This is a genomic window from Rhizobium sp. BK456, assembly GCF_014194045.1.
In the GTDB taxonomy this organism is placed as follows: Bacteria; Pseudomonadota; Alphaproteobacteria; order Rhizobiales; family Rhizobiaceae; genus Rhizobium; species Rhizobium redzepovicii.
Map to the genome: position 1 here is coordinate 158,638 of NZ_JACIAO010000013.1, position 23,023 is coordinate 181,660.

Genomic DNA, 23,023 nt, shown 5'->3' on the forward strand with positions numbered 1-23,023 from the left:
GGAGCAAACCGTTGAGCCTCCTTTTGCAAGAGATCCGCGACAGCCCTATGCTGTGGTTGCTGATCGCGGTGCCGGTGGTGTTCGTAGCTGCGGCGGTAATGCCCGAAGCCCACACTGCGCTGTTTGTCCTTTCGGTGCTTGCTATCGTGCCGCTGGCGGGGTTGCTCAGTCACGCAACCGAATCGGTAGCCGCCAAGACGGGTGATGCCGCAGGCGGTCTGCTGAATGCGACCCTCGGCAATCTGACCGAACTGGTCATCGCGCTGGCTGCTCTGCAGGCCGGCCAATATACGCTGGTCAAGGCGTCCATCGCCGGAGCGATCGTCACCAATACGCTGTTCATGCTCGGCGCTTCGTTTCTGCTCGGCGGACTCAAATACCACATTCAGGAATTCAACCGTGCCAGCGCGCGTATTCAAGCCGGCTTGCTGTTTCTGGCCACGGTCGCCCTGCTGATGCCTTCGGCACTTGGCGGATTGGACACAGCATCGGTCGCACCCGTCACTCAAACCCTCAGCCTCAGCCTGGCCGTCCTGTTGATCATCGGATACGGGCTAGGGCTGTTGTTCACGCTTGGAACACATCGGGAATTTTTCTCTTCGGCGGATCATGCCGAGGCCGGTGAAGCGCCCTGGCCGATCGGTCTTGCTCTCGGCACGCTTGGCGGGGTCACCGTCCTTGTCGCCTTGGTGAGCGAGATTTTCGTCGAGTCCGTGCAGGAAGCGGCCGAAGCCTTCGGAATGACCCCCGCCTTTGTCGGTTTTATCGTCGTTGCATTGGTCGGTGGCGCCGCCGAAATGGCCTCAGCGTTTTCCGGCGCGCGTAAGAACCGGCTCGATCTGAGCGTCGGCATCGCGCTCGGGAGCGCGTCCCAGATCGCCTTGTTCGTCGCACCCGTTCTGGTCTTGATGAGCTACGTTATCGGCCCGTCGCAAATGGATCTGCAATTCTGGCCGGGCGCCGTGACGATGATGTTCCTTGCGACGGTGACTGCGATGTTCGTCACCAACAGCGGACGATCGGCATGGTTTGTCGGCGTCCTGGTGCTAATGGTGTACATGATTTTCGCGATAACGCTGTATGTCCTGCCGCCGGCAGTGCGATGATGTCCCGCGTTCCCAGGCAATCAGCCGGCGGGCCGCACACCCGGCAGATGAGGCGGCTGTTCTTCATCGCACTGGCAAAGCAGCTTCGCGTCATCTGGCCGATCCTCTCCGGCATCGTATCGATCATGGTCGCGTCTGGGCTTGCCATTTGGCAGATCGAGAATTGGCGGATCGACGAAGCGCTTTATTTTACCTTCGTGACGGGACTTACCATCGGCTACGGCGATTTCACGCCCAAACATCTTTCGGCACGAATCCTGGCCTTGCTCATCGGTTTTGCAGGGATCGTTCTGACCGGCGTCATCGCAGCCATCACAGTAAAGGCTTTAAACGCAACGGACCGTGACGGCAGCAGCTAAAGCATGTCGCGCAAAAGTGTGCAGCGGTTTTGCGATAACGACATGCGTAAATACAAAGGACCTAAATCGCGGGGAGCGAACCTGAAAGATCGCGACGCGCTTTACATGTAGAGCCATTCCGGGTCGGATGCGGCTTCCCGTGGCTATTGTTCTCAAATCCATACATTTGTTCGTGATCTCGGGAACGATCCGTCACCTTCGCAGCTTCGTATCCATTGCAAGAGTGTTTGAATGCGGAGCTGACCCATGAGCAAAGAGCGCGGCCGCAGAAAATTGATGTTGCGACTTCCCGATATTCGGCATCTTCTCGCGAACAAGACCAGTGAAGCGCTCGCGGAAATGTTTGAATCCTACGATCTTGCAGCCGACGCGCTGGAGCGGTTCCGAAGCAAGAACCCGAGGGAAGACAAGCTGATCAGCGAGTATGAACAACTATGCCGCGAAATTGAGCAGGAAGTTGTCGTCTACTGCAAGAACCGGTGACCCCGCCCAACACTGACCGCGACCAATCCGAGGGGCATCTCGCCTGCCGCCACAGAAGACCGTCATTGCCTATTTTCTATGGGTTCCGGTAGGGCGTCGACGCTGGCGGCTCGGCTATTTTCCGCTCCGGCCTGAACCGACGGCCAGGCCCAGGCTCTCAGCAGCTCGTAGAAGACGCTGAGCACGACCGGCCCCAAAAATAAGCCCAGCAGCCCGTGGGAAAGAGTGCCGCCGATGACACCGATCAGGATGACCGGCATCGGGGTCGAGAGACCTCGCGCCATCAGCATGGGCTTCAATATATTGTCGATGAGCGTGATAGGCACGGTGATGGCAGTAAACGCAAAAGCAGCGGCGGGCGACCACGAAACCCACGACCAGATGATAACCGGAAGAAGCACGAGCCCAGGCCCCAGTTGCATCAGGCAAAACATGAAGATCACGAATGTCAGTGCCCCACGCGCCGGGACGCCAAAGAAAGCAAAGCACAATCCGCAGAGCAAGGTCTGCAGAAAGGCAACGCCAATGACCCCTCGCGATACATTGCGCACCGTGGCTCCGGCCAGCCGGGCAAAGCCGACACCCTTTTCGCCGGCGATGCGGTTTGCCAGCACTTGTATGGCGGCAGCCAGGCGTGCTGACCGCGTGAGGAATATTCCTGAAAGCATGATCGAAACGACAAAGCTCAACACGCCGCCGCCGATTGAGGCAAGCTTTGTGACGATAACGGCCGTCACCTCACGAATCGGCGCCTGAAACTTGATGATCGTCGCCGCCAGATCGCTTGCAATCTGATTCCAGGCGTCATGGATACGCTCGCCGACGACGGGCCACTCCCGAATGGCCGCCGGCGCCGAGGGGAGCGTGAAATCCCCCACCCGCAACTTGTTGATCAACGCCTGCGCTGTGTCGGCAAAATTGACCGCAACGAGAGCCAGGGGCGCAATGATCAGGACGAGGCAAAAGACGACGATGATACTGGCTGCGATGACGGGCCGGTTTCCAAGCAACCTGCAGAGCGCTTGGAATATCGGGAAAAGCGCCACCGCCAGAATTGCCGACCAAATAACGATCAGCGCGAAGGGAGCAATCAGGACGATCGTCCAATAGGCGAAAAGCCCGATGATGCCCAACCGGACAAGATCGCTTATTCTCGCCTCTACCGAAATCTGCCCTGACCCGGCTCCCTGCGCCGCCGTATCGCCTGTGTTCTCAGCCATGTTCGGCTAAAGCCGTGTTATGACGTCGCGTCGGGCACAACATGGCGGACGCTGAGGTCCTCCATGAAATCCGCCGGCCGCTTCTGACGTTTGCCGAGGTCGGGTGCTTCAAACTTCACCCGTTCATAGGGAATGGATTGCAGGATGTGCGAAATGCAGTTGACCCGGGCACGTTTCTTGTCATCCGAGGGCACCACCCACCACGGCGCATGATTACTGTCGGTCATCCGCAGCATCTCGTCATAAACGCGCGTGTAGTCCCACCAGCGCTGATAGGATTCGACATCCATAGGGCTGAGTTTCCACTGTCGCAGCGGGTCGTCGATCCGGCGTCTGAAACGGCGTTCCTGTTCCTCCTCGCTGACCGTCAGGAAGTATTTCAGCAGAACGACGCCGCTTTCGACGATCGCCGCCTCGAAGCGAGGCGCCAACTCAAGAAAGCGCTGCGCTTTCTTGTCGCTGCAGAATCCCATGACGCGATCGACGCCGGCGCGGTTGTACCAGCTGCGGTCGAATATGACGACCTCGCCGGCCGCCGGCATATGCGCGATATAGCGCTGCATGTAGATCTGGGACTTCTCACGATCGGTCGGCGCCGGCAATGCGACGATGCGAAAGACCCGCGGACTGACCCTTTCCGTTATACGCTTGATCATGCCGCCTTTGCCGGCGGCATCCCGACCCTCGAAGACGATGACGACCCTCGTGCCGGATTTCTTGATCCAGGCTTGCAAATGGGCCAGTTCCACCTGGAGCCGTGCGATTTCCTTGTCGTAATCCCATGATTTCTTTTTCTTCTTCTTATCCTTTCCGACGCGGCCTGCCTCTCCATCCGTCCGGCTGGGTTCGTAATTCTCGTCCATTTTCTCTCCCTCCCTTTCGCGAACATGCTATCTTTGTTTTCACACAATTCTGGACGCAAACCGCTGTGCAGTTTTGCCGGAATTGCTCTACCCTGCCGACGCGGCACTGCCGGACTCGCCGACAATTCCGATCAGCGCTCTCAGTGCTTCTTCCCTGCCATTGAAGAGATTGTCGGCGCCGATCGCCTCGATGACCCCGGCGCGCTCGAGGATGCCGCGGCTTTCTTCGCTGAGATCGGCCATGGCGAAGACGATATTCCGCTTTGCCAGGATCTCTGCCACGGCGTCGAGTGCGGCTGCGCCGGTGCTGTCGATATGGGTGACGGCGCCGGCATCGAGCACGAGACATCTGGTTTCAGCAGGAAGTGCCTTCGCGACCGAGGTCAGCCGCATGCGCACGTAATCGGCGTTGTAAAACAGAATGCTGCCTTGGATGGCGAAGACGGCGGCACCTTCCACAGGGCGCGCTTCCGGAAAACGGGCAAGATCGAAAAAGCCATGCCGTCCCTCGATGCGACCAAGAAGACCGTCGCGGGGAAACATCGTCTGCCGCAAGAGATAGACGAGCGTTGCCGCAACCGCGACGATGACGCCATTGAGAACACCGAAGCTGATTGCGCCCCACATGGCGATCAGCGCGAAAATGAATTCCATGCGGCTGATGCGCCAGATCTTTTTCAATTCGTGAATATCGATGAGGCTGATCGCCGCCGTCGCGAGGATTGCCGCGAGCGCGGGAATGGGGAGTATGCGCAGCGCACTGTGAAGGAACACAAGTGCGGCAACCAGCGTCGCGGCCGATACCAGTCCTGCGGCCTGGGAGACACCGCCAGTCGACAGATTTATCGCGGTTCGGGAATCCGAGACGCTGACCGGAAAAGAGCCGAACAGGGCGGGCGCGATATTGGCGGCGCCAAGTCCGACCAATTCCTGATTGGCATCGACCTCCTCGCCGGTTCGCGAGCCGAAACTTCTTGCCGCGACGATGCCGGCGCCGAAACTGACCAGAAAGATCGCGGCCGAGCCGAGCACGATCTTATCGAGAGGCATCTGATGCAATGGAGGCAGGGACAGACTCGGCAGTCCGCTTGGGATATCGCCGACGACTGCTATGCCTCGGCCTTGGAAATCGAAGATCGCCGAAAGGACGACCGAGAGGACAACCACCAGAACGGGACCCGGAACTCTGAATCGGAAGGCTCGGACGATCCATAACAAGGCGAACATCACGAGTCCGAGGACGAGCGAAGGCCAGTGGATCAGACTGCTCTTGGCGAGCATTTCGACAAGCGGCGGGATCAGTCCATCCGATTGGATCTTTACCCCCGTGAAGCGACCGATTTGCCCAACAAGGATCGAGAGCGACACGCCGGCGAAGAAGCCGACCAGGATGGGACGGGAGAGGAAGCTCGCGAGAACGCCGAGCCTCAGCAATTTCGCCGCGATACAGAAGACGCCGACGCCAAGCGCAAGGGCCGAGGCAATGGCAACCCTGTCGACGCTTGCCGTCGCGGGTTCGGCGGCGATGATGGCGCCCATGGCGGCCGCCAGCACGGTCATGGTCGCAGCGTCTGGGCCGACGACCAAGAGCCGGGAAGGACCAAAGATCGCGTAGGCGATCGGTGCGACGATGCTGGCATAGATGCCGGTCTCCGGTGGCAGGCCGGCGATGGCGGGATAAGCGATGGCGCTCGGCAAACCGACTGCGGCGATCGACAGGCCGGCCGGAATGTCACTGCGAAGCCAGGCTCTGTTGAAGCCGGCTAGGCCCCGCAACATGGGAAGACTTCCTATCACCCCTGGCTCCCTATCTGATGCCGTTGGCCCTGGTGTCCGCTCGATCTTTGTTTTTGCGGTGCAAACCTAGGCAAGGTGTTTGCGGACATGTCTTTAGTGTTCGAGGAACACGAAGTTCATCCAGCAACTTCCGCCGACAGCTTTCCGTCTTGCCGGATGCCCCAGCCGCGGTCGTCGTGGTAAAGCGTTGCCCAAATGAACAGGAAGGGCCAGATCGCATGCAGCGTGAAGAGGCTGACCCATCCCGCAACATGGATGGCATCCTGATGAGGACGGTTCCGCGCCTTGGCCATCAGGTGGAGAATGTCGTGAATGGCAATCACGGCATAGAAAAGCGTGATCACGACGAAGACCAAGACGCCCAAGGCAAAATAGTCGAGAAACACGGATCCCCCTCTGGCTTGGTCTGTCCGAGCCATTTTGATCGCAAGCGACGATCGGATAATAGGCCCGTTGCGGCGCAAAGACCCGTAGCATCGCGTAATCTCTATCGGGGCCTTCGCGGCCGATCCGGCTGGGGAGATTGCCTGTCCAGCAAGGAACGACGCGAGATCGGCCGCCGAATCCCAATCGTCGCCTCGTATGGCGACCGGGATGCGGCTGTCAGAAGCCGGCGACCGTAGGTTCGCGTATTTTACGTCTCCTGACGGTGCGGCTGTTATATAGTTTTCGCACTGCTTAGCGCAGTTCGTCGGCGGGGGCGGAGATGGCGTCGGGAGAAAGTGGTTCGACATATTTGTCCGCCCTTGAAGCGGCAGAAGCTCATTTTCCCGACCAGGCAAGGCTGGTGCAGCGACTTTTTTACGTCAACGACACGTTTCGAAGCATGTGTGAGGATCTGGCGGCGGCGGCGCAGGCATTGGCGCATGTCGAACAGCTGTCCGACTCTGTGAGGGAGGCGCGACGGCTGGAATATGCAGGCTTGGTCGATGCGTTGCTGAAAGAAATGAGGGAAGCGATAGCACAATCGAAAATTGTGATGCTCAGGCGGACTCCCGTGAGTCCGAAACTACGGTGAACGCTTCTGTCATTCAATAATTAGAGGGAGGTCCTTGTGCGATGAATAGAGTTTCACGCAAGCTGCTGGTTGGGTTGTCGACCTTGGCGATCATCACGCTGCAGCTGGCACTCCCAGTGCGAGCGCAGGCTCCTGCCCCGGCTGCTGCGCCCAACCAGGCGGAGGCAGAACCGTCCACGGCTACACTCCTTTCAGACGATGAACTTGAAGTGCTCGTGGCGCGGATCGCGCTTTATCCGGACGAACTGGTCGCGGCGATTTCGGCCGCATCGCTCTTCCCCTTGCAGATCATCGAAGCCCAGCGCTTTCTGGATGCGAAAAACAAGAACGCCGACAAGCCCAAGAGCGACTGGGACGGCAGCGTCGTCTCGTTGCTGAACTACCCCGATATCGTCAAGATGATGAGTGAGGATCTCGATTGGACCCAGTCGCTTGCCGATGCGCTCGCCAACCAGCAGAAGGATGTGCTGATTGCCATTCAGCAACTTCGCGATGAAGCAGTGGCAAAAAACATTATCAAGACGGATGACAAGGTGACGGTCGTTACGGAAAACGACAATGTCATCATCCGTCCCACCGATCCGGAAAAAATCTATATCCCGCAATATGCGCCGGAGATGCTTTACGACCCAGGCTATGCATCCGAGCCGATCTCCTACTATCCGGAGCCGTACGACAATTATTACTATCCCGGAGCCGCTTTTTTTGCCGGCGCGGTCACCGGGCTCGCCTGGGCGGCCGTCGTTAATTGGGACGACTGGGGGGTGTGGGGCGGTCGCTGGGGCGGTGGTGACATCGATATCGACTGCAACAATTGCCTGAACGGTCGAGACTTCAATGGCAAGATGAAGTGGAACGATGTCGATTGGTCGAAGGTCGATCGCAGCAAAATGAGCATTGGCAAAGACCAGCTTGCCAAGCTTGACCGTTCGACGATCAAGTCCGGCCTGCAAGCCGACAACCGTAACCAGCTGCGGAACCAAGCCAAGGATTTCCAGGCTGGTGAGAGGCCAGGCAATCGTGGAACGGCGGCGCGCGCCGACGATATTCGAAAAGGCACGGTGCAAGGGCTGAAGTCCAAACCGCAGGGAAACAAGCCGACGGCCGCCACTCGTCAGAATGCAACCCGGCCCGAAGCCCGTCCTCAATCGGCTAATCGCGCAGCCAAGCCAGCACAGAAATCGGTCAAGAAGCCCAACAAACCGCAGATGGCCGCCAGACCCGATAATCGCAACCGGCAGCCGAATGCGCTTGGGAATGTCCAATCCGGCCGCCGGGAGGCGGTCTCTTCGAAGCGGGGGGCGCAGAGCATGGGCAGCCAACCTCGCTCTGCACCGCGTGCGGCGCCACAGCGCTCCCGTCCTCCTGTATCGCGTGGTGGTGGCGGCGGCCGTGGTGGTGGCGGCGGTGGCCGTGGCGGCGGCGGCCGGCGATAGATATCTTCCTTCCAAGACTGCCGGAGGTATATGATGAGAACTCAATCAACCTTGATCCCGCTTATGATTTCTACCGTGCTCTGCGTGGTCTCCGCGACCCCATCAGCATCGCAGATGCGGACCGATCTCACGGAGTTTGCGACGGCAGGTCCGACGCCGTCGTTTGGCACGCCGGGGGCGGTTCTCGATCGCCTCAAGGCAGTTCTGGCTTCCAACGATGTCGACGGGTTTGCAGGCCTTCTCGGCCTGAAAGCGGACAAGCTGCGGTCCAGCAACGAGGCGATGATCACATATGGGTTGATCCGCGAAGGCGCCGCGCGGCAGATGATTCTGGAGGATCTCGGGGGACGGAAGTTCATTGCGATCGGCGACCGTCTCTGGCCCCTGCCGTTTCCGCTCACCGAGGGCAAGGACGGGAAATGGTCCTTCGACACGCAGCGCGGCCTGGCGGAGATCGTCAATCGGCGCGTCGGCGAAAACGAGCTCGCGACGATCGATACCATGCACGAATATGTGGTCGCGCAATATCAATATGCATCCGACGATCGCGACGGTGACGGTATTTACGAGTTCGCCAAAAAATTGATCAGCAGTCCCGGCAAGCTGGACGGCCTTTACTGGGATCCAAGCGTCTATCCGGAGGAAAGCCCGGCAAGCGCGCTGGTCGAGACAGCTGCCTTCGGTGCCGCCAAACGCGGGGAAGGTTATTTCGGATATCGCTATCGCATCCTGACAGCCCAGAGTGACAATGTGCTCGGCGGCAAACAAAGCTACCTCGTCAATGGTTACTTGACCGGCGGCTTTGCGCTCATCGCCTGGCCGGTCTCATATCGGGTGACCGGCGTGCAGACTTTTATCGTCAACGGGATGAACGTCATCTATCAACGCGATCTCGGGCCGCAAACGGAACAGCGCGCCGCGGCGATCATGGAATTCAATCCAGACGCCGATTGGACCGTTGTCAGCGAATAGGGTTTTACGCTACCTGCGCGTCTCCAGAGGGGGGCCATCATCAGTCGCCGCATTCCGCACCCAAGGGAGGCTTACTTGAGGCAGCGGCCATAGCGCGGTTGGAATAGCTATCGTTGCCCGTGACTTCTCGCCCAAGCCATTGCGGCAGGACCGGCAGATCATCTTCACTCGCCATTTCGATCTCGGCAAGCGTCAATCCCTCATAGGCTCCAGCAAAGACGTCCACATCCCAGTTTCTGCCCTCGTACAGGACCCGATAGCGCGTCTTCTCAATGACGTGGCCGGTCGCATGGTGAAGCAGGTCCCGCGCCTCCTCGACCGGAATCTCATATTCATATTCGTCTTTGGCGAGTCCTGTCGTGCGGAATTTGATCGTCAGGCAAGCAGAACGACCGTCGATCAAGCGAACACGAACCGAGTTCTCATCGCGAGATAAATAGGCTTGCTGCAGGACATGCGAAATGCCGGCACAATCGCGCCAGCTATTGTTACGCACGAGGAACTTGCGCTCGATCTCGATCGCTTTCAAGTTGATCACCCCCTACTTTACTGCCGGTCAGTCGACCGGCGGCTCCCAAGTGAGGAAGAAGCCGACGTCTCCGGGCATGCCATCCGGGAAGTTGATGATCATGGCCTTCAGCCCATAACCCTGCGGCTTGGCCACCTGCTCGAAGAGCTCCAGGAGTTCCTTTGCCTTTCCCTGCAGCGTCTTCTGCCATCCCGGCAGGTTGTTGTTGATGGCACGGCCGCTGTCGGTGCAAAACGTCGAGGGAAAACTGTAGATCAATGCCTCGTATTTGCCGTCTGCCGCCGCTTTCATCACAAGGCGCTTGATGACGGCGCGTTCCGTTTCGCCGATCTGCTTGCGGAAAAAATCCTCGACGAATTCCGCGTGTTTTTTTGCTTCACGCGCCATGATCCTTTCGTTGCGCTCCATCTCGACAAGCTGAAGCTCCAGAGCACGTTTGCGCAGCTCCTCTGCGCTTGTCATGGAATGGGGTGTAGAGCTCTCAGGTGATGTCATCGCAGCCTCCTCCAGAATAGACGGCGATGATAGGGCGAGCTTGGAGACTAAGGCAGTAAGATACATGACGGCGTCGGTAGAATACGGTATCCTACGCTGGCATTTCGTAAGCCGTGACTGCGTCCATCTTCGGGCTAATCATCGGATTGGCTTAGAGTTGGTTAGGGTATTCGGCCGGGCGGCATTGCTGTTATGCCGCGGTGAGACTATCGTTTGAGACAGCGTGCTGCAGGTTGTTCGCAATCGGCGTCTGGGGGAACCGATGACGAGTGCAGGCATAAATAGGGTCGCCGCCTCGCAGGAGGAGGTACAGCAGCAACTTGAGCGCATTCTGTCCAGCCGCGAATTCCGCCTTCCCGAACGGACGAGGAAGTTCCTCGAATTTGTGGTCACGGAAACGTTGGCGGGCCGCCGTGACTATCTGAAGGCCTTTACCATCGCACAGGCGGTTTTTGGCCGGGACGCGAACTTCGATGCCCAGCAGGATCCCTGCGTTCGCATCGAAGCCGGCCGGCTGAGACGGGAACTCGAACACTATTACCTCACAGCCGGCGGCGCCGACCGGATCATCATCACCATCCCGAAGGGCGGCTACGCGCCGGTCTTCGATGTCATCGGCGGCGCCGAACCCGCCGATATCTTGCCGCCCGAACAGGCGAACGCGTCAGGCGCGGATAACGGACAGATACATGCAGCAACGGATGCCATCGGCCGGAACCCCGCGGACCGGCGCCTTTCGCCTCGATATTGGCTGCTTGCAGCAGGCACGGTGATTATCCTAGCCTCGACAGCGGCTATCCTTCGGCAGGTCGGGTCGCCGGGTGTAGAGCGCGAAACGGGACTGGGCGCCAATAACCGCCCCACCATCATCGTCGAGCGTTTTGACAATGTCTCTGGCGGGAACCTTGCCTCCGATATCTCTCGCGGCATGACCGACGACATCATCGAGAAGCTGGTGCGCTTCAATGATATCGTTGTCGTCACTGCCATGCCGCGGAGTAAATCCGGCGAAGCTTCGTTGGAGCCTCTCTATGCCCTGCAGGGAAGCGTGCGGCTCGAAGGCAGCATGCTGCGCTCGACGGCAAGGCTCGTGCGGCGGGCGGATGCGGCTGTCATCTGGGCAAACAATTACGATGCCGACATGACGGTGCAAGGCATCCCGAAAACGCAAGCAAGCCTTGCCGGGGATATCGCGACTGCGGTCGCGCGCCCTTTCGGCGTCATGTTTCAAACTGATACCGCGACCATCGCCGGACGCACAGACGCCTTTTCATGCATTCTCTCCTACTACAGCTACCGCAGCGAAATGACTGTGCAGGCGCATGAGGTGGCAAAATCCTGCCTGCAACGGGCCGTGGAGCAAATGCCGGCCGAATCCAATGTCGTGGCCCTTCTTTCGCTGATCCATCTCGACGAGTTCCGCTTTTCATACCAACTTCATACAAAAGCGACGGCCGCGACGCTCGGCCTGGCAAAGCAACTTGCCGAGCACGCGGTGCAGCTCGACCCGAAGAATGCACGCGCACTTCAGGCGCTGATGCTCGCCAATTTTTTCGACAATGATCCGGTTGCGGCCCTCAGCGCCGGCGCCAGCGCCTATGCCAGCAATCCGAACGATACCGAAGTGGCCGGTGAATACGGCCTGCGGCTGTCAATGTCGGGGGAATGGGAAAGAGGCTGCACGCTGATTTCAGAAGCGGTCGGCAAAAATGCCGGGCCACGCGGATATTATGAGGTCGGGATGGCGCTCTGCGCCTTCATGCGAGGCGATACACGGGCTGCGGAACTCTGGTCACGCATGTCGGATCTCAACTATAATCCGATGCATCGCCTGGTATTGCTCTCCATTCTCGGCGCGCTCGGAAAAAAGCAGGAGGCGGAGGAACAGCTTGATTGGATCCGACGCGAGTCACCCGCCTTGATCCCGAACATCAGGCAGGAGGTCACCAGCCGGCTGGCGCGGACCGAGGATCAGCGGCGGTTTCTTGCGGGAATAGAGGCTGCCGGTTTGTCGGTGCAATAGCCGAGAGATTGAGGTCGTGGGAGCGGGGTGCCGGCGTCGCCCGACGGCCTCTATTCCTGGAGTTTTTTCGTTGAATGCGCCAGACACGTCGCGTGATCCAACTACACCGCTTTCGCATGCACCTGCGATTATTCGGAATCGGTCTTCCCGTTAGCCAAGCGAGTTGAAGTCAGATTCGGCTGAACCAGTCTCTTGCTGGCAAAAGCCCTGCCGGAATGCGATTTCAGGTATGTTTCGTATTCAAGCGCCTTGTGCTTGTCAGGAAAGACGCAATACCAGAGCAAATTCCATGGTGCAAATTTGGCAGTGTGGGTGGATTTTCCGGCGTTGTGAGCCGCGAAACGCTGTTTCAGATCTGCGGTAGAGCCAGTGTATTCCTGATCGGGAAAATCGACGCTGCGGAGAATATAAACGTACCACATCAGCGTTTCAGCCCGTCGTCGCCTTCGGGCTATGCCGGGCACTGCTTCGGCCTAACGGTCTCCCGCGGCTGTGCCACGCGAAGGCTGTAAGGGCGAAGCGTGGTGGAGCTAAGCGGGATCGAACCGCTGACCTCTTGCATGCCATGCAAGCGCTCTCCCAGCTGAGCTATAGCCCCATCAAGGTGGTCCGGCTGAGCGCCGGTCCTGGGATGCTTCGCAGGGCGTGCCCTGCGGAGTGGCGGCTTATTACTTCCGGTTTTCGGAGATAGCAAGCCTAAAAAATTCGGCCCGGAGAATTTTTTCCTCACCGGGCCGAAATGCAGCCGTCAAACTTCGTCTTCGTCGCCGGTCACGCCGATGATGTCGCTCATGTCGTCATCGTCATCGTCTTCGTCGGGTGTGAGGAAGGTATCGTCGTCGTCATCGCCTTCGATTTCGACATCGTCGTCGCCGATATCGGGGATGTCGTCGCCGGAGGCGGCGTCATCGGCATCCTCAAGCGAAACCAGTTCGACTTCGGTGTTTTCGGTATCGACTTCCGCAACCTCGTCCTCTTCGGCAACATCGGCGATCGCCGAGGTTTCCTCGAAGAAGGACAGGGGGTAGGACTTGCCGGTATAAGGAGAAACGATCGGATCCCGGTTCAGATCATAAAACTTCTTGCCGGTTTCCGGATCGGTACGCTTGGTTCCAAGTTCCGCTTTCGCCACTATAAGCCTCGTGAGAATGGCCGAATGCAAGATTCGGCAAATGCCGTTCAAGCCGGCGTTCCATCGGAATTTATAAGCCGGTCCCCTTAATCGCTGCGGCTTCCCATGTCAAAGCCAAACTTTATGATCGGAGCGCAAGCTATTTCCGCCAGCGGCGGATGACCGCCCGGCGCGTTTATGGTAACGAGCGGCGGCAGCCGCAGAGCTGAACGAAGATCGTCACTGGAAGGTGCGGTCTTGCGCAGGAAATCCTGCGCCTTTACAAAGGATTACGCCGTGCATGGCGCGGCGCCGCCGCCTTTCAGCCAGGTGCCCCAGGATCGACACATGAGCAGCAAGACTTTCACCATCGCCATCGATGGCCCGGCTGCGGCCGGCAAGGGGACGCTTTCGCGCCGCATCGCCGAGCAATACGGCTTCCATCATCTCGACACCGGCCTGACCTACCGCGCCACGGCCAAGGCGCTGCTCGACGCCGGCCTGCCGTTTGACGACGAGGCGGTGGCCGAAAAGATCGCGCGGGAGGTTGAACTCGCCGGATTGGATCGCGATATACTTTCCAAGCATGAGATCGGCGAAGCGGCCTCGAAAATAGCCGTGATGCCGGCGGTGCGTCGGGCCCTGGTCGAGGCACAGCGACGATTTGCGACCAAGGCGCCGGGAACCGTGCTCGACGGGCGCGATATCGGCACGGTCGTCTGCCCGGATGCACCGGTCAAACTCTATGTGACGGCAACGCCGGAGGTGCGCGCTAGACGCCGTTACGACGAGATTCTCGGCAAGGGGGCGACGGCGGATTTCGATGTGATTTTCGAGGACGTGAAGCGGCGCGACGAACGCGACATGGGACGGGCCGACAGCCCTTTGAAACCAGCTGATGATGCGCACTTGCTTGATACGTCGGAAATGAGTATAGAGGCCGCGTTTCAAGCCGCTCAATCGATCATCGATGCGGTCTTGAGCCGAAATGCCTAAATTCAAGCGATTTTGCATGCTCAGACGCATGGATCGCTTCTAATACAGCAGCCTGAAATTCCGTCCAAGCGCCGGATTGCCTTCGTGAAAGAGGGCGGACTGGGTTCAGGCCCGTTCAACGCAAACCAACCGGCGCATACGTGTCCGCTCCGCTATTCAGGACACGCAGGAGATTTTATGTCAGTAGCTACTCCCTCTCGCGAGGATTTCGCGGCCCTTCTCGAAGAGTCCTTTGCCAAGAACGATCTGGCCGAAGGCTATGTCACCAAGGGCATCGTCACGGGCATCGAAAAGGATGTCGCCGTTGTCGACGTCGGCCTGAAGGTCGAAGGCCGCATCGCGCTCAAGGAATTCGGCGCGCGCGCCAAGGATGGCCAGCTCAAGGTTGGCGATGAAGTCGAAGTTTACGTTGAGCGCATTGAAAACGCGCTCGGCGAAGCCGTTCTGTCGCGCGAGAAGGCTCGCCGCGAAGAGAGCTGGGTCAAGCTCGAAGCCAAGTTCGAAGCCGGCGAGCGCGTCGAAGGCGTGATCTTCAACCAGGTCAAGGGCGGCTTCACGGTCGACCTCGACGGTGCGATCGCCTTCCTGCCGCGTTCGCAGGTCGATATCCGCCCGATCCGCGACGTCACGCCGCTGATGCACAACCCGCAGCCCTTCGAAATCCTCAAGATGGACAAGCGCCGCGGCAACATCGTGGTATCGCGCCGTACGGTTCTGGAAGAATCCCGTGCCGAGCAGCGTTCTGAAATCGTTCAGAACCTCGAAGAAGGCCAGGTTGTCGACGGCGTCGTCAAGAACATCACCGATTACGGTGCGTTCGTCGACCTCGGCGGCATCGACGGCCTGCTGCACGTCACCGACATGGCATGGCGCCGTGTGAACCATCCATCGGAAATCCTGAACATCGGCCAGCAGGTCAAGGTTCAGATCATCCGCATCAACCAGGAAACCCACCGCATCTCGCTCGGCATGAAGCAGCTCGAGAGCGATCCTTGGGATGGCATCCAGGCCAAGTATCCGGAAGGCAAGAAGATTTCCGGTACCGTCACGAATATCACCGACTACGGTGCATTCGTCGAGCTGGAGCCGGGCATTGAAGGCCTGATCCACATTTCGGAAATGTCCTGGACCAAGAAGAACGTACACCCCGGCAAGATCCTGTCCACCAGCCAGGAAGTCGAAGTCGTCGTTCTCGAAGTCGATCCGTCCAAGCGCCGTATCTCGCTCGGCCTCAAGCAGACGCTGGAAAACCCGTGGGCAGCATTCGCCCGCAGCCATCCGGCCGGCACTGAAGTCGAAGGCGAAGTCAAGAACAAGACCGAATTCGGCCTGTTCATCGGCCTCGACGGCGATGTCGACGGCATGGTGCACCTCTCCGACCTCGACTGGAACCGTCCGGGCGAACAGGTCATCGAGGAGTTCAACAAGGGTGACGTCGTCAAGGCCGTCGTTCTCGACGTCGATGTCGAGAAGGAACGTATCTCGCTCGGCATCAAGCAGCTCGGCAAGGATGCGGTCGGCGACGCCGCTGCATCGGGCGACCTGCGCAAGAATGCGGTCGTTTCCTGCGAAGTCATCGCGGTCAACGACGGCGGCGTCGAAGTGAAGCTCGTCAACCACGAGGACATCACTTCCTTCATCCGCCGCGCCGACCTCGCCCGCGACCGCGACGAACAGCGCCCCGAGCGCTTCTCGGTCGGCCAGGTCTTCGACGCCCGCGTCACCAACTTCTCCAAGAAGGACCGCAAGATCATGCTGTCCATCAAGGCTCTGGAGATTGCGGAAGAGAAGGAAGCCGTTGCCCAGTTCGGTTCGTCCGACAGCGGCGCTTCGCTCGGCGACATCCTGGGCGCAGCGCTCAAGAACCGCGGCGGCGAATAAGCCTCGCATCAGCCTTTGAATTGAAGAACCCGCCGGAGCGATCCGGCGGGTTCTTCATTTTCAGGTTATTTATTCCCAGCCGACCATGCGCTGATAGAGCGCATAAACCGGGTCGGCGGCCGCGCCTGACTGATATGGCGTCGGCTCGGTATCGATCATTCTCGGCGTCCGGCGCTGAGGCGCCGCATTGGCTGCTTCGCCATCGGCCGCGGCATCCCCGCCGCCGGATTGCGCCTGCTGCTTATCCTCTTGCTGCTGATCTGGCGGTGCCCCATCGTGGTGGTGCTGATTCTGGTGGCTGGTTTCATCCGCCTTCCCGTTCGGCGGGACATCCTTGGCGAACTGATAGGGCAGCTGCGTATAGGCAAGTCCCTCCGGCATCCTTGCTGCAAGCGGGACATAGGCAGCCTCGGCCGTCTCGGGAATCGCCGTCATTGGCAGTGGCGCATCGGTCTCTTTCGGTTGGCGGGCAGCCGCAGCCACGATCTCCGTTTCCATCGGCGATGGGTGCAGCGCTGCGGAGGGGCGCGCGTCGGCTGCTGCGAGGTCAGCCGGCTGCCTGGTCAAGGTTTCGGCCGCATCGCTGATGACGGCATCGTCGAGGATCGTATCGATCTCCACGGCCGCTTCGACGGGACCATCCTCCAGCACCGCTTCGACATCCTGCTCGCGGATGATGGTGACAATCATCTCGGAGACCTCTTCGGTCATCGAAGCGGCAATTCCTGTCCAGTTCCTTGGAATGACAGGATCGCCCTTTTCCGACACAGTGCGAGGCTGGAGGGCGGGCGCCTCCGGCGTTTCCCGCGCCTCCTCGGCCGCTGTGGCTTCGGCCGGCAAGGCTGGCGCGGTGTCGATCTCCTGCCGTTCAGATTCTTCCGCGGCGACCTCGCTTGCCGCTGCCGACGCGGACTGAGCCCGGTTTTCAGGCCGCGGCGTTTCCGGATCGGCTACCTCAACGGCCTCGGCGATCACCGCTTCCTCGGCGGTGGCCAGCGCCGCCGCCTCGATGAGCGCGCCGGGCGGCGCCGACAGCTCGTCTGCCGGCTTGCGCATGGCGGCAGGCTCATGATCCTCATGCAGCTGGATCTCCGGCCGGGCTTCAGCGCGCATCGGCGAAGCGTCATTCTGGCCGTACGAGCGCACGACAGCGCGAGCGGCGAGATCGCGGTCCTTGTAGCGGACGATTTCCAGATAGGCGACGATCCGCGCCGCTTCCGGGCCTGCAGGGTTCTTCAGGGCTGCGGCAATCATCCGAAGTGGCAGGCTGTGGCCTTGCTCCGTCAATTGGCGCTCGACCTCGTCGATTCTGACGCCCGGCAGCCGCAGGATGGCATCGGCTAGCCGGGAGGCGAAGGCAAGATTGGTTTCGTCCTCGCCGCGATCTAGCGAGATGGCGCGGCCGGCGGCATCAATGGCATCGAAGAGGGCCTCGATCATGCGCTCGCGTGCGGCAAGCAGCAGGATACTGAGCTTGCCGGCAACGGCGGAATTCAGGTCGGCGGCTTCGACGGCGTTGACCGGCGCGGGAGCAATCACAGAACGGCCGAGGCCGCCGGCGACGATCGCCGCAGTCTGGCCTTGAGACGAAAAGCTTGCATTGGACGCTGCACGAACGGGAGTCAACATGGCATGCTCCTTTCGTAAAGTGACGATGAAAGCAGGCTCTATAAAGGACCGCGCTCATCCGGCCCCTTGCATCCCCGCAGATCCTCCTGTCCGCATGACGCAATACCGGCGTCATCGAAATGCATAAATATTAATGGGAATTTTAGGAAAGAGGCGTTAACGAATTGCTAACGGCCGCGGACCAGCCGCTTCCACGATCCTTGTTTCACGCAAGTCGCGGGCAATTTACTCAGCTATGGGCGAAGATATCGGCCTCTTCCCAGCCGAGCAGGTCGAGCTTGGCGCGGGTCGGCAGGAATGCGAAGCAGGCCGTCGCATGGTCGAAGCGGCCGTCGCGGATCAGGCGCGCGGTCAGCTTGTCGCGCAAAGCATGCAGGTAAAGCACGTCGGAAGCGGCATATTCGAGCTGGGCCGGAGACAGCGTTTCGGCCGCCCAATCTGAAGACTGCTGCGCCTTGGAGATATCGACGTCCAGCATCTCCTTGAGATTGTCCTTGAGGCCGTGGCGATCCGTATAGGTGCGGATCAGGCGCGAAGCGATCTTGGTGCAGAAGACCGGGTTCGTCGTGACGCCGAAAGTGTGGAAGAGCACGGCAATATCGAAGCGGCCGTAATGAAAGATCTTCTGATGGGTCGGATCTTCGAGCAGGGCGACGAGATTGGGAGCCGCTTTCTGGCCGGCGGCGATGCGGATGACGTCGGCGGTGCCATCACCAGGTGAAAGCTGGACGACACAGAGCCTGTCCCGGCGTGGCACCAGGCCGAGCGTTTCGGTGTCGATGGCAATCGCGCCGGTGTAGCGCGCGGCATCGGCCGCGGAAATGTCGCCTTCGTGATAACGTATGGTGGCGGCCATGAGACTATCTTTCGTTCGAATGCGTCCCCGACAGCGCCGCGCGTCTTTCAGACGCGCAAAGCACGCTGCGGTACTTATGAATTGCAGTATAATTTTATCCTTAAATCGGTTCCGATTTAAGGAATTATGCACTAGCCCTATAGCGCAAAGCCGCAAAATGCGAAACCGCTTCCTCTGCAGGCGCTTCAGAATGTCGGCGGCGTGTTGATCCAGAGAAGCACAGTTTCGCCGTCGTGGCGGTTACGCCAGGAATGGTAGCGGCGGCTTTCGAAATAAAGTGAATCGCCCGGACCGAGATCGAAGAACTGATCGCTGTCGAGCACCAGCTCGAGCCGGCCGGACAGGACATGCATAAATTCCTCGCCTTCATGGCGATAGGCGCCTTCACTCGCAGCGCCCGGCGCCAGCACGAAACGATGGCAATCCATCATTCTCGGGCCTTCGGCAAGCAACTGCACCGCAACTCCAGGCGTCGTTTCCGGCCAGCTGCGCCATTCCCCGGCACGCACCAGCACCGGCACCTCGGCGCTTTCTTCGCCGGAGAGACGTGAGACAGTGGTGCCGTAATACTCGGCGAGGTCATGCAGCGTCTTGAAACCGACGCCCTGCGAGGTGCGCTCCAGCGTCGAAAGTGTCGAGGAGGTGACGCCGATATCGCCGGCCACCTGATCCAGCGTCTTGCCGGCGGCGTGGCGCAGGCTGCGCAGCTTGCGGCCGAGGCCGGTATCCTGACTTGCCTCGGCGCCATCGGCGGAAGGTTCCTCACCTTCCAGCGCCTCGCGGATGGCGGCGGGATTGAGACCGCGTTCGGCCCGATACCAGGAGATGCGCTTCAGCCGCGCCACATCCTCGGCGCTGTATTGGCGATGACCGGTCTGCGAACGGCCGGGAACGACCAGGCCCTGGCTTTCCCAGAGACGCAGCGTCGAGGCCGAAACGCCCGCCAGCCGTGCGGCTTCCGCCACCTTGTAGCGTACCGGCCCGTTATCGTTCATCCGCCAATATCCCCGATTCCAATCGCTGCCGAGCATTTATCAAAATGCGTGATGTTTGAAGCAAAAAATCCCACTTGTTTTCTTGCAGGAAAAATGTAGGAGTTTTATAGGCAAATTGCAGAACTTATACAAGATAATTTCAAACCCTTCAGACAGGAGCGCATCGATGACCGCGACGAGCCTTACGGACCGGAAGAACGCCGCCATTTCACGGGGCGTCGGCATGACGACCCAGATCTATGCCGATCGCGCCGAGAATGCCGAGATCTGGGACAAGGAAGGCCGTCGCTACATCGATTTCGCGGCCGGCATCGCCGTTCTCAACACCGGCCACCGCCATCCCCGGGTCATCGCAGCGGTCAAGGATCAGCTCGATCGCTTCACCCATACCTGCCATCAGGTCGTGCCCTACGAAAGCTATGTGCATCTCGCCGAACGGCTGAACGCGCTGGTGCCTGGTGATTTCGAGAAGAAGACGATCTTCGTAACGACGGGCGCAGAAGCGGTCGAAAATGCCGTCAAGATCGCCCGTGCGGCAACCGGCCGTTCGGCCGTCATCGCCTTTGGTGGCGGCTTTCACGGCCGCACCTTCATGGGCATGGCGCTGACCGGCAAGGTGGTGCCCTACAAGGTCGGCTTCGGCGCCATGCCGGGCGACGTCTTCCACGTCCCCTTCCCGGTCGAACTGCACGGCGTCACCGCCGACCAGTCGCTCGCGGCACTGAAGAAGCTCTTCGCCGCCGATGTCGATCCGCAGCGTGTCGCCGCCATCATCCTCGAGCCGGTGCAGGGCGAAGGCGGCTTCTATTCCGCACCCCCAGCTTTCATGAAGGCGCTGCGCGAGCTTTGCGACCAGCACGGCATGCTGCTGATCGCCGACGAGGTGCAGACCGGTTTTGCCCGCACCGGCCGGATGTTCGCGATGGATCATCACGAGGTGGCGGCCGACCTGACGACAATGGCAAAGAGCCTTGCCGGCGGCTTTCCGCTCGCCGCCGTCACCGGCCGCGCCGAAATCATGGATGCGCCGGGACCGGGCGGGCTCGGCGGCACCTATGGCGGTAATCCGCTCGGCATCGCGGCCGCCCACGCAGTGCTCGACGTCATTGCCGACGAGGATCTCTGCGGCCGTGCCGACCAGCTCGGCGGCCGGCTGAAGCAGCGGTTGGAATCGCTGCGCGAGACAGTGCCCGAGATCGTCGATATCCGCGGGCCGGGCTTCATGAACGCCGTCGAATTCAACGACCGAAAGACGGGATTGCCGAGCGCCGATTTCGCCAACCGGGTGCGGCTGGCAGCACTCGGCAAGGGCTTGATCCTGCTCACTTGCGGCGTCCACGGCAACGTCATCCGCTTTCTCGCGCCGATCACCATCCAGGACGAAGTGTTCGGCGAGGCGCTCGACATTCTCGAGGCCTCGATGCTGGAAGCGACTTCGGCCAAGTGACGCGATGGGTCCCGAATTACAAGGGTTGCCGGCAACAGGCAGCCGCTCCCAAGGAGATATGACATGGCTTTCACCACCGCCCTGACAAGGCACGTTCCCTTCTCTTCGCCGTTCCTGCGCGCTGCCGGCTATGTCAACGGCGTCTGGACATCGGGCGATGCCACAAAGACCTTTGACGTGCTCAATCCGGCAACCGGCGAACTGCTTGCTTCGCTGCCCGACATGGGGGCAGCCGAGACGCGGGCGGCGATCGATGCGGCCTATGCCGCCCAGCCGGCCTGGGCTGCCCGCCCGGCCAAGGAGCGCAGCACCCTCCTGCGCAAATGGTTCGACCTGATGGTCTCCAATGCTGACGAACTCGCCGCGATCCTGACCGCCGAAATGGGCAAACCGTTCGCGGAAGCGCGCGGCGAGATTCTCTATGCCGCATCCTATATCGAATGGTATGCCGAGGAAGCCAAGCGCATCTATGGCGAGACGATCCCGGCGCCGTCTCAAGATAAGCGCATGATCGTCATCAAGCAGCCGGTCGGCGTCGTCGGCACGATCACGCCGTGGAATTTCCCGGCGGCGATGATCGCCCGCAAGGTGGCTCCGGCGCTTGCCGTCGGCTGCACTGTCGTGTCGAAGCCCGCCGAACAGACGCCGCTGACGGCGATTGCCCTTGCCGCGCTCGCCGAACAGGCCGGCATTCCGGCCGGCGTCTTCAACCTCATCGTCGGCGTCGACGGCCCGGCGATCGGCCGCGAGCTTTGCGGCAATGACAAGGTGCGCAAGATCAGCTTCACCGGCTCGACGGAAGTCGGCCGCATCCTGATGCGGCAGTGCGCCGATCAGATCAAGAAAGTGAGCCTGGAGCTCGGCGGCAACGCGCCGTTCATCGTCTTCGACGATGCCGATCTCGACGCCGCCGTCGAGGGCGCGATCGCCTCCAAATACCGCAATGCCGGCCAGACCTGTGTCTGCGCCAACCGCCTCTACATCCAGTCGGGCGTCTATGACGCCTTCGCGGCCAAGCTTGCCGCCAAGGTCGCCGCAATGTCGGTCGGCGACGGCTTCACGCCGGGTGTCGAGATCGGGCCGCTGATCGACGAGCAGGGCCTTGCCAAGGTGGAAGACCATGTCGGCGACGCGCTTGCCAAGGGCGCCAAGCTGCTGACCGGCGGCAAGCGCATCGACGGCGCCGGCACCTTCTTTGCGCCGACGGTGCTGGCCGGCGTTGCGCGCGGCATGAAGGTGGCGCGCGAGGAAACCTTCGGGCCAGTGGCGCCGCTCTTCCGCTTCGAGACGGCCGAAGATGTCATCGCTCAAGCCAATGATACGGAATTCGGCCTTGCCGCCTATTTCTATGCCGGCGACCTGAAGAAGGTCTGGCGGGTGGCGGAAGCGCTGGAATATGGGATGATCGGCATCAATACCGGTATCATGTCATCCGAGACCGCGCCTTTCGGCGGCATCAAGCAATCCGGCCTCGGCCGCGAGGGTTCACGCCACGGCGCCGACGACTATCTGGAAATGAAATATCTCTGCATCGGCGGCGTCTGATCGGCCAGCCGGGAAAATCGCGCACGCGGCCTCTCGCCGCGTGCCGTCAATAATGCGGCGGGCGGGTAATACCAGGCGCTTCCAGCGACTGCTCCTCGAGCGACAGGAAACGTTCGGTCAGCCGGTCGAGCTTGGAGCGCATCTGCTCGACGATCTTCCATTGCTCGGTCAGCTGATCGGAAAGCTCCTCGATCGTCTTGGCCTGATGGGCCAGCATTTCCTCCAGCCGGGTGATGCGGTTCGTCTCGTCGGACATCGATCC

General features: G+C 60.3%; 23 protein-coding genes and 1 tRNA gene. 11 read left to right on the plus strand and 13 right to left on the minus strand.

Annotation, left to right across the window (positions count from 1 at the left end; all coding sequences use genetic code 11):
- Positions 1-11: 11 nt before the first annotated feature.
- The 3 genes from cax (at position 12) to FHX03_RS29395 (ending at position 1,948) form a co-directional block, all read left to right on the plus strand.
- A complete protein-coding gene (cax, locus tag FHX03_RS29385; protein WP_183781781.1) occupies positions 12-1,106 on the plus strand; it encodes a calcium/proton exchanger in 1,095 nt (364 codons plus the stop codon).
- A complete protein-coding gene (locus FHX03_RS29390) occupies positions 1,103-1,465 on the plus strand; it encodes a potassium channel family protein (protein ID WP_183781784.1) in 363 nt (120 codons plus the stop codon). The genes cax and FHX03_RS29390 overlap by 4 nt, the downstream gene beginning before the upstream one ends.
- Positions 1,466-1,711: 246 nt before the next feature.
- Positions 1,712-1,948 carry a hypothetical protein gene (locus FHX03_RS29395; RefSeq protein WP_183856652.1) on the plus strand — a complete coding sequence of 79 codons (237 nt, stop codon included), beginning with the start codon at positions 1,712-1,714 and terminating at the stop codon, positions 1,946-1,948.
- Between the two features lie 62 nt (positions 1,949-2,010).
- On the opposite strand, the gene FHX03_RS29400 is transcribed toward FHX03_RS29395, so the two are convergent.
- From FHX03_RS29400 to FHX03_RS29415, 4 genes are all read right to left on the minus strand, one after another.
- The gene (locus FHX03_RS29400) at positions 2,011-3,168 is read right to left on the minus strand and encodes an AI-2E family transporter (RefSeq protein WP_183781790.1); all 1,158 of its coding nucleotides are present in this window, start codon (positions 3,166-3,168) and stop codon (positions 2,011-2,013) included.
- Positions 3,169-3,185: 17 nt separating this feature from the next.
- Complete coding sequence (gene ppk2 / locus FHX03_RS29405; RefSeq protein ID WP_097628436.1) at positions 3,186-4,031, minus strand: polyphosphate kinase 2; 846 nt, start codon at positions 4,029-4,031, stop codon at positions 3,186-3,188.
- 87 nt (positions 4,032-4,118) lie between these two features.
- On the minus strand, positions 4,119-5,810 hold the full coding sequence (locus FHX03_RS29410; protein WP_210298768.1) for a SulP family inorganic anion transporter: 1,692 nt from the start codon (positions 5,808-5,810) through the stop codon (positions 4,119-4,121).
- Positions 5,811-5,944: 134 nt separating this feature from the next.
- Positions 5,945-6,214 (minus strand): DUF3302 domain-containing protein, encoded by a 270-nt coding sequence (locus FHX03_RS29415; protein WP_312865349.1) that lies wholly within the window; start codon positions 6,212-6,214, stop codon positions 5,945-5,947.
- A gap of 320 nt (positions 6,215-6,534) precedes the next feature.
- Here FHX03_RS29415 and FHX03_RS29420 point away from each other — a divergent pair, with 320 nt between their 5' ends.
- From FHX03_RS29420 to FHX03_RS29430, 3 genes are read left to right on the plus strand one after another with little or no spacing between them, the layout of a single operon-like run.
- Entirely contained in the window at positions 6,535-6,846 is a 312-nt protein-coding gene (locus FHX03_RS29420; protein ID WP_097628438.1) for a hypothetical protein, read from the plus strand.
- Positions 6,847-6,887: 41 nt separating this feature from the next.
- Complete coding sequence (locus FHX03_RS29425) at positions 6,888-8,282, plus strand: DUF3300 domain-containing protein (RefSeq protein ID WP_183856656.1); 1,395 nt, start codon at positions 6,888-6,890, stop codon at positions 8,280-8,282.
- A 33-nt stretch (positions 8,283-8,315) separates the two neighbouring features.
- The gene (locus tag FHX03_RS29430; RefSeq protein ID WP_183856658.1) at positions 8,316-9,254 is read left to right on the plus strand and encodes a DUF2950 family protein; all 939 of its coding nucleotides are present in this window, start codon (positions 8,316-8,318) and stop codon (positions 9,252-9,254) included.
- 40 nt (positions 9,255-9,294) lie between these two features.
- On the opposite strand, the gene FHX03_RS29435 is transcribed toward FHX03_RS29430, so the two are convergent.
- Both FHX03_RS29435 and FHX03_RS29440 read right to left on the minus strand, forming a co-directional pair.
- Entirely contained in the window at positions 9,295-9,783 is a 489-nt protein-coding gene (locus FHX03_RS29435; RefSeq protein ID WP_183856660.1) for a CYTH domain-containing protein, read from the minus strand.
- Between the two features lie 27 nt (positions 9,784-9,810).
- A complete protein-coding gene (locus FHX03_RS29440; RefSeq protein ID WP_097628441.1) occupies positions 9,811-10,278 on the minus strand; it encodes a hypothetical protein in 468 nt (155 codons plus the stop codon).
- A gap of 262 nt (positions 10,279-10,540) precedes the next feature.
- Between FHX03_RS29440 and FHX03_RS29445 the strand changes: the two genes are divergently transcribed.
- Complete coding sequence (locus tag FHX03_RS29445) at positions 10,541-12,301, plus strand: hypothetical protein (RefSeq protein ID WP_097628442.1); 1,761 nt, start codon at positions 10,541-10,543, stop codon at positions 12,299-12,301.
- A gap of 128 nt (positions 12,302-12,429) precedes the next feature.
- Here the strand turns inward: FHX03_RS29445 and FHX03_RS29450 are convergent, their stop codons facing one another.
- The 3 genes from FHX03_RS29450 to FHX03_RS29460 all read right to left on the minus strand — a co-directional run bounded on the left by FHX03_RS29450 (position 12,430) and on the right by FHX03_RS29460 (position 13,433).
- The gene (locus FHX03_RS29450; protein WP_183856661.1) at positions 12,430-12,723 is read right to left on the minus strand and encodes a GIY-YIG nuclease family protein; all 294 of its coding nucleotides are present in this window, start codon (positions 12,721-12,723) and stop codon (positions 12,430-12,432) included.
- A 100-nt stretch (positions 12,724-12,823) separates the two neighbouring features.
- Positions 12,824-12,899: transfer RNA gene (locus FHX03_RS29455), tRNA-Ala, on the minus strand.
- 150 nt (positions 12,900-13,049) lie between these two features.
- The gene (locus FHX03_RS29460; protein WP_003589408.1) at positions 13,050-13,433 is read right to left on the minus strand and encodes a TIGR02300 family protein; all 384 of its coding nucleotides are present in this window, start codon (positions 13,431-13,433) and stop codon (positions 13,050-13,052) included.
- 327 nt (positions 13,434-13,760) lie between these two features.
- On the opposite strand from FHX03_RS29460, the gene cmk reads away from it, so the two are divergent.
- Together cmk and rpsA are read left to right on the plus strand one after the other, a co-directional pair.
- A complete protein-coding gene (gene cmk, locus FHX03_RS29465) occupies positions 13,761-14,408 on the plus strand; it encodes a (d)CMP kinase (RefSeq protein WP_097628486.1) in 648 nt (215 codons plus the stop codon).
- Between the two features lie 177 nt (positions 14,409-14,585).
- The gene (rpsA, locus tag FHX03_RS29470) at positions 14,586-16,289 is read left to right on the plus strand and encodes a 30S ribosomal protein S1 (RefSeq protein ID WP_003571265.1); all 1,704 of its coding nucleotides are present in this window, start codon (positions 14,586-14,588) and stop codon (positions 16,287-16,289) included.
- A gap of 69 nt (positions 16,290-16,358) precedes the next feature.
- Here the strand turns inward: rpsA and FHX03_RS29475 are convergent, their stop codons facing one another.
- From FHX03_RS29475 to FHX03_RS29485, 3 genes are all read right to left on the minus strand, one after another.
- Positions 16,359-17,918: a hypothetical protein gene (locus FHX03_RS29475; protein ID WP_183856663.1), complete on the minus strand. Its 1,560-nt coding sequence runs from the start codon at positions 17,916-17,918 to the stop codon at positions 16,359-16,361.
- 229 nt (positions 17,919-18,147) lie between these two features.
- Complete coding sequence (locus tag FHX03_RS29480) at positions 18,148-18,774, minus strand: ribonuclease D (RefSeq protein ID WP_097628444.1); 627 nt, start codon at positions 18,772-18,774, stop codon at positions 18,148-18,150.
- Between the two features lie 185 nt (positions 18,775-18,959).
- The gene (locus tag FHX03_RS29485; RefSeq protein WP_097628445.1) at positions 18,960-19,769 is read right to left on the minus strand and encodes a MerR family transcriptional regulator; all 810 of its coding nucleotides are present in this window, start codon (positions 19,767-19,769) and stop codon (positions 18,960-18,962) included.
- A 166-nt stretch (positions 19,770-19,935) separates the two neighbouring features.
- Between FHX03_RS29485 and FHX03_RS29490 the strand changes: the two genes are divergently transcribed.
- The gene (locus tag FHX03_RS29490; protein ID WP_183856664.1) at positions 19,936-21,216 is read left to right on the plus strand and encodes a 4-aminobutyrate--2-oxoglutarate transaminase; all 1,281 of its coding nucleotides are present in this window, start codon (positions 19,936-19,938) and stop codon (positions 21,214-21,216) included.
- Between the two features lie 63 nt (positions 21,217-21,279).
- Positions 21,280-22,761, plus strand: coding sequence for an NAD-dependent succinate-semialdehyde dehydrogenase (locus FHX03_RS29495; protein WP_183781802.1), 1,482 nt, complete (start codon positions 21,280-21,282; stop codon positions 22,759-22,761).
- 46 nt (positions 22,762-22,807) lie between these two features.
- Here FHX03_RS29495 and FHX03_RS29500 read toward each other — a convergent pair whose 3' ends face one another.
- Complete coding sequence (locus tag FHX03_RS29500) at positions 22,808-23,017, minus strand: SlyX family protein (RefSeq protein ID WP_003589419.1); 210 nt, start codon at positions 23,015-23,017, stop codon at positions 22,808-22,810.
- Positions 23,018-23,023 lie beyond the last annotated feature (6 nt).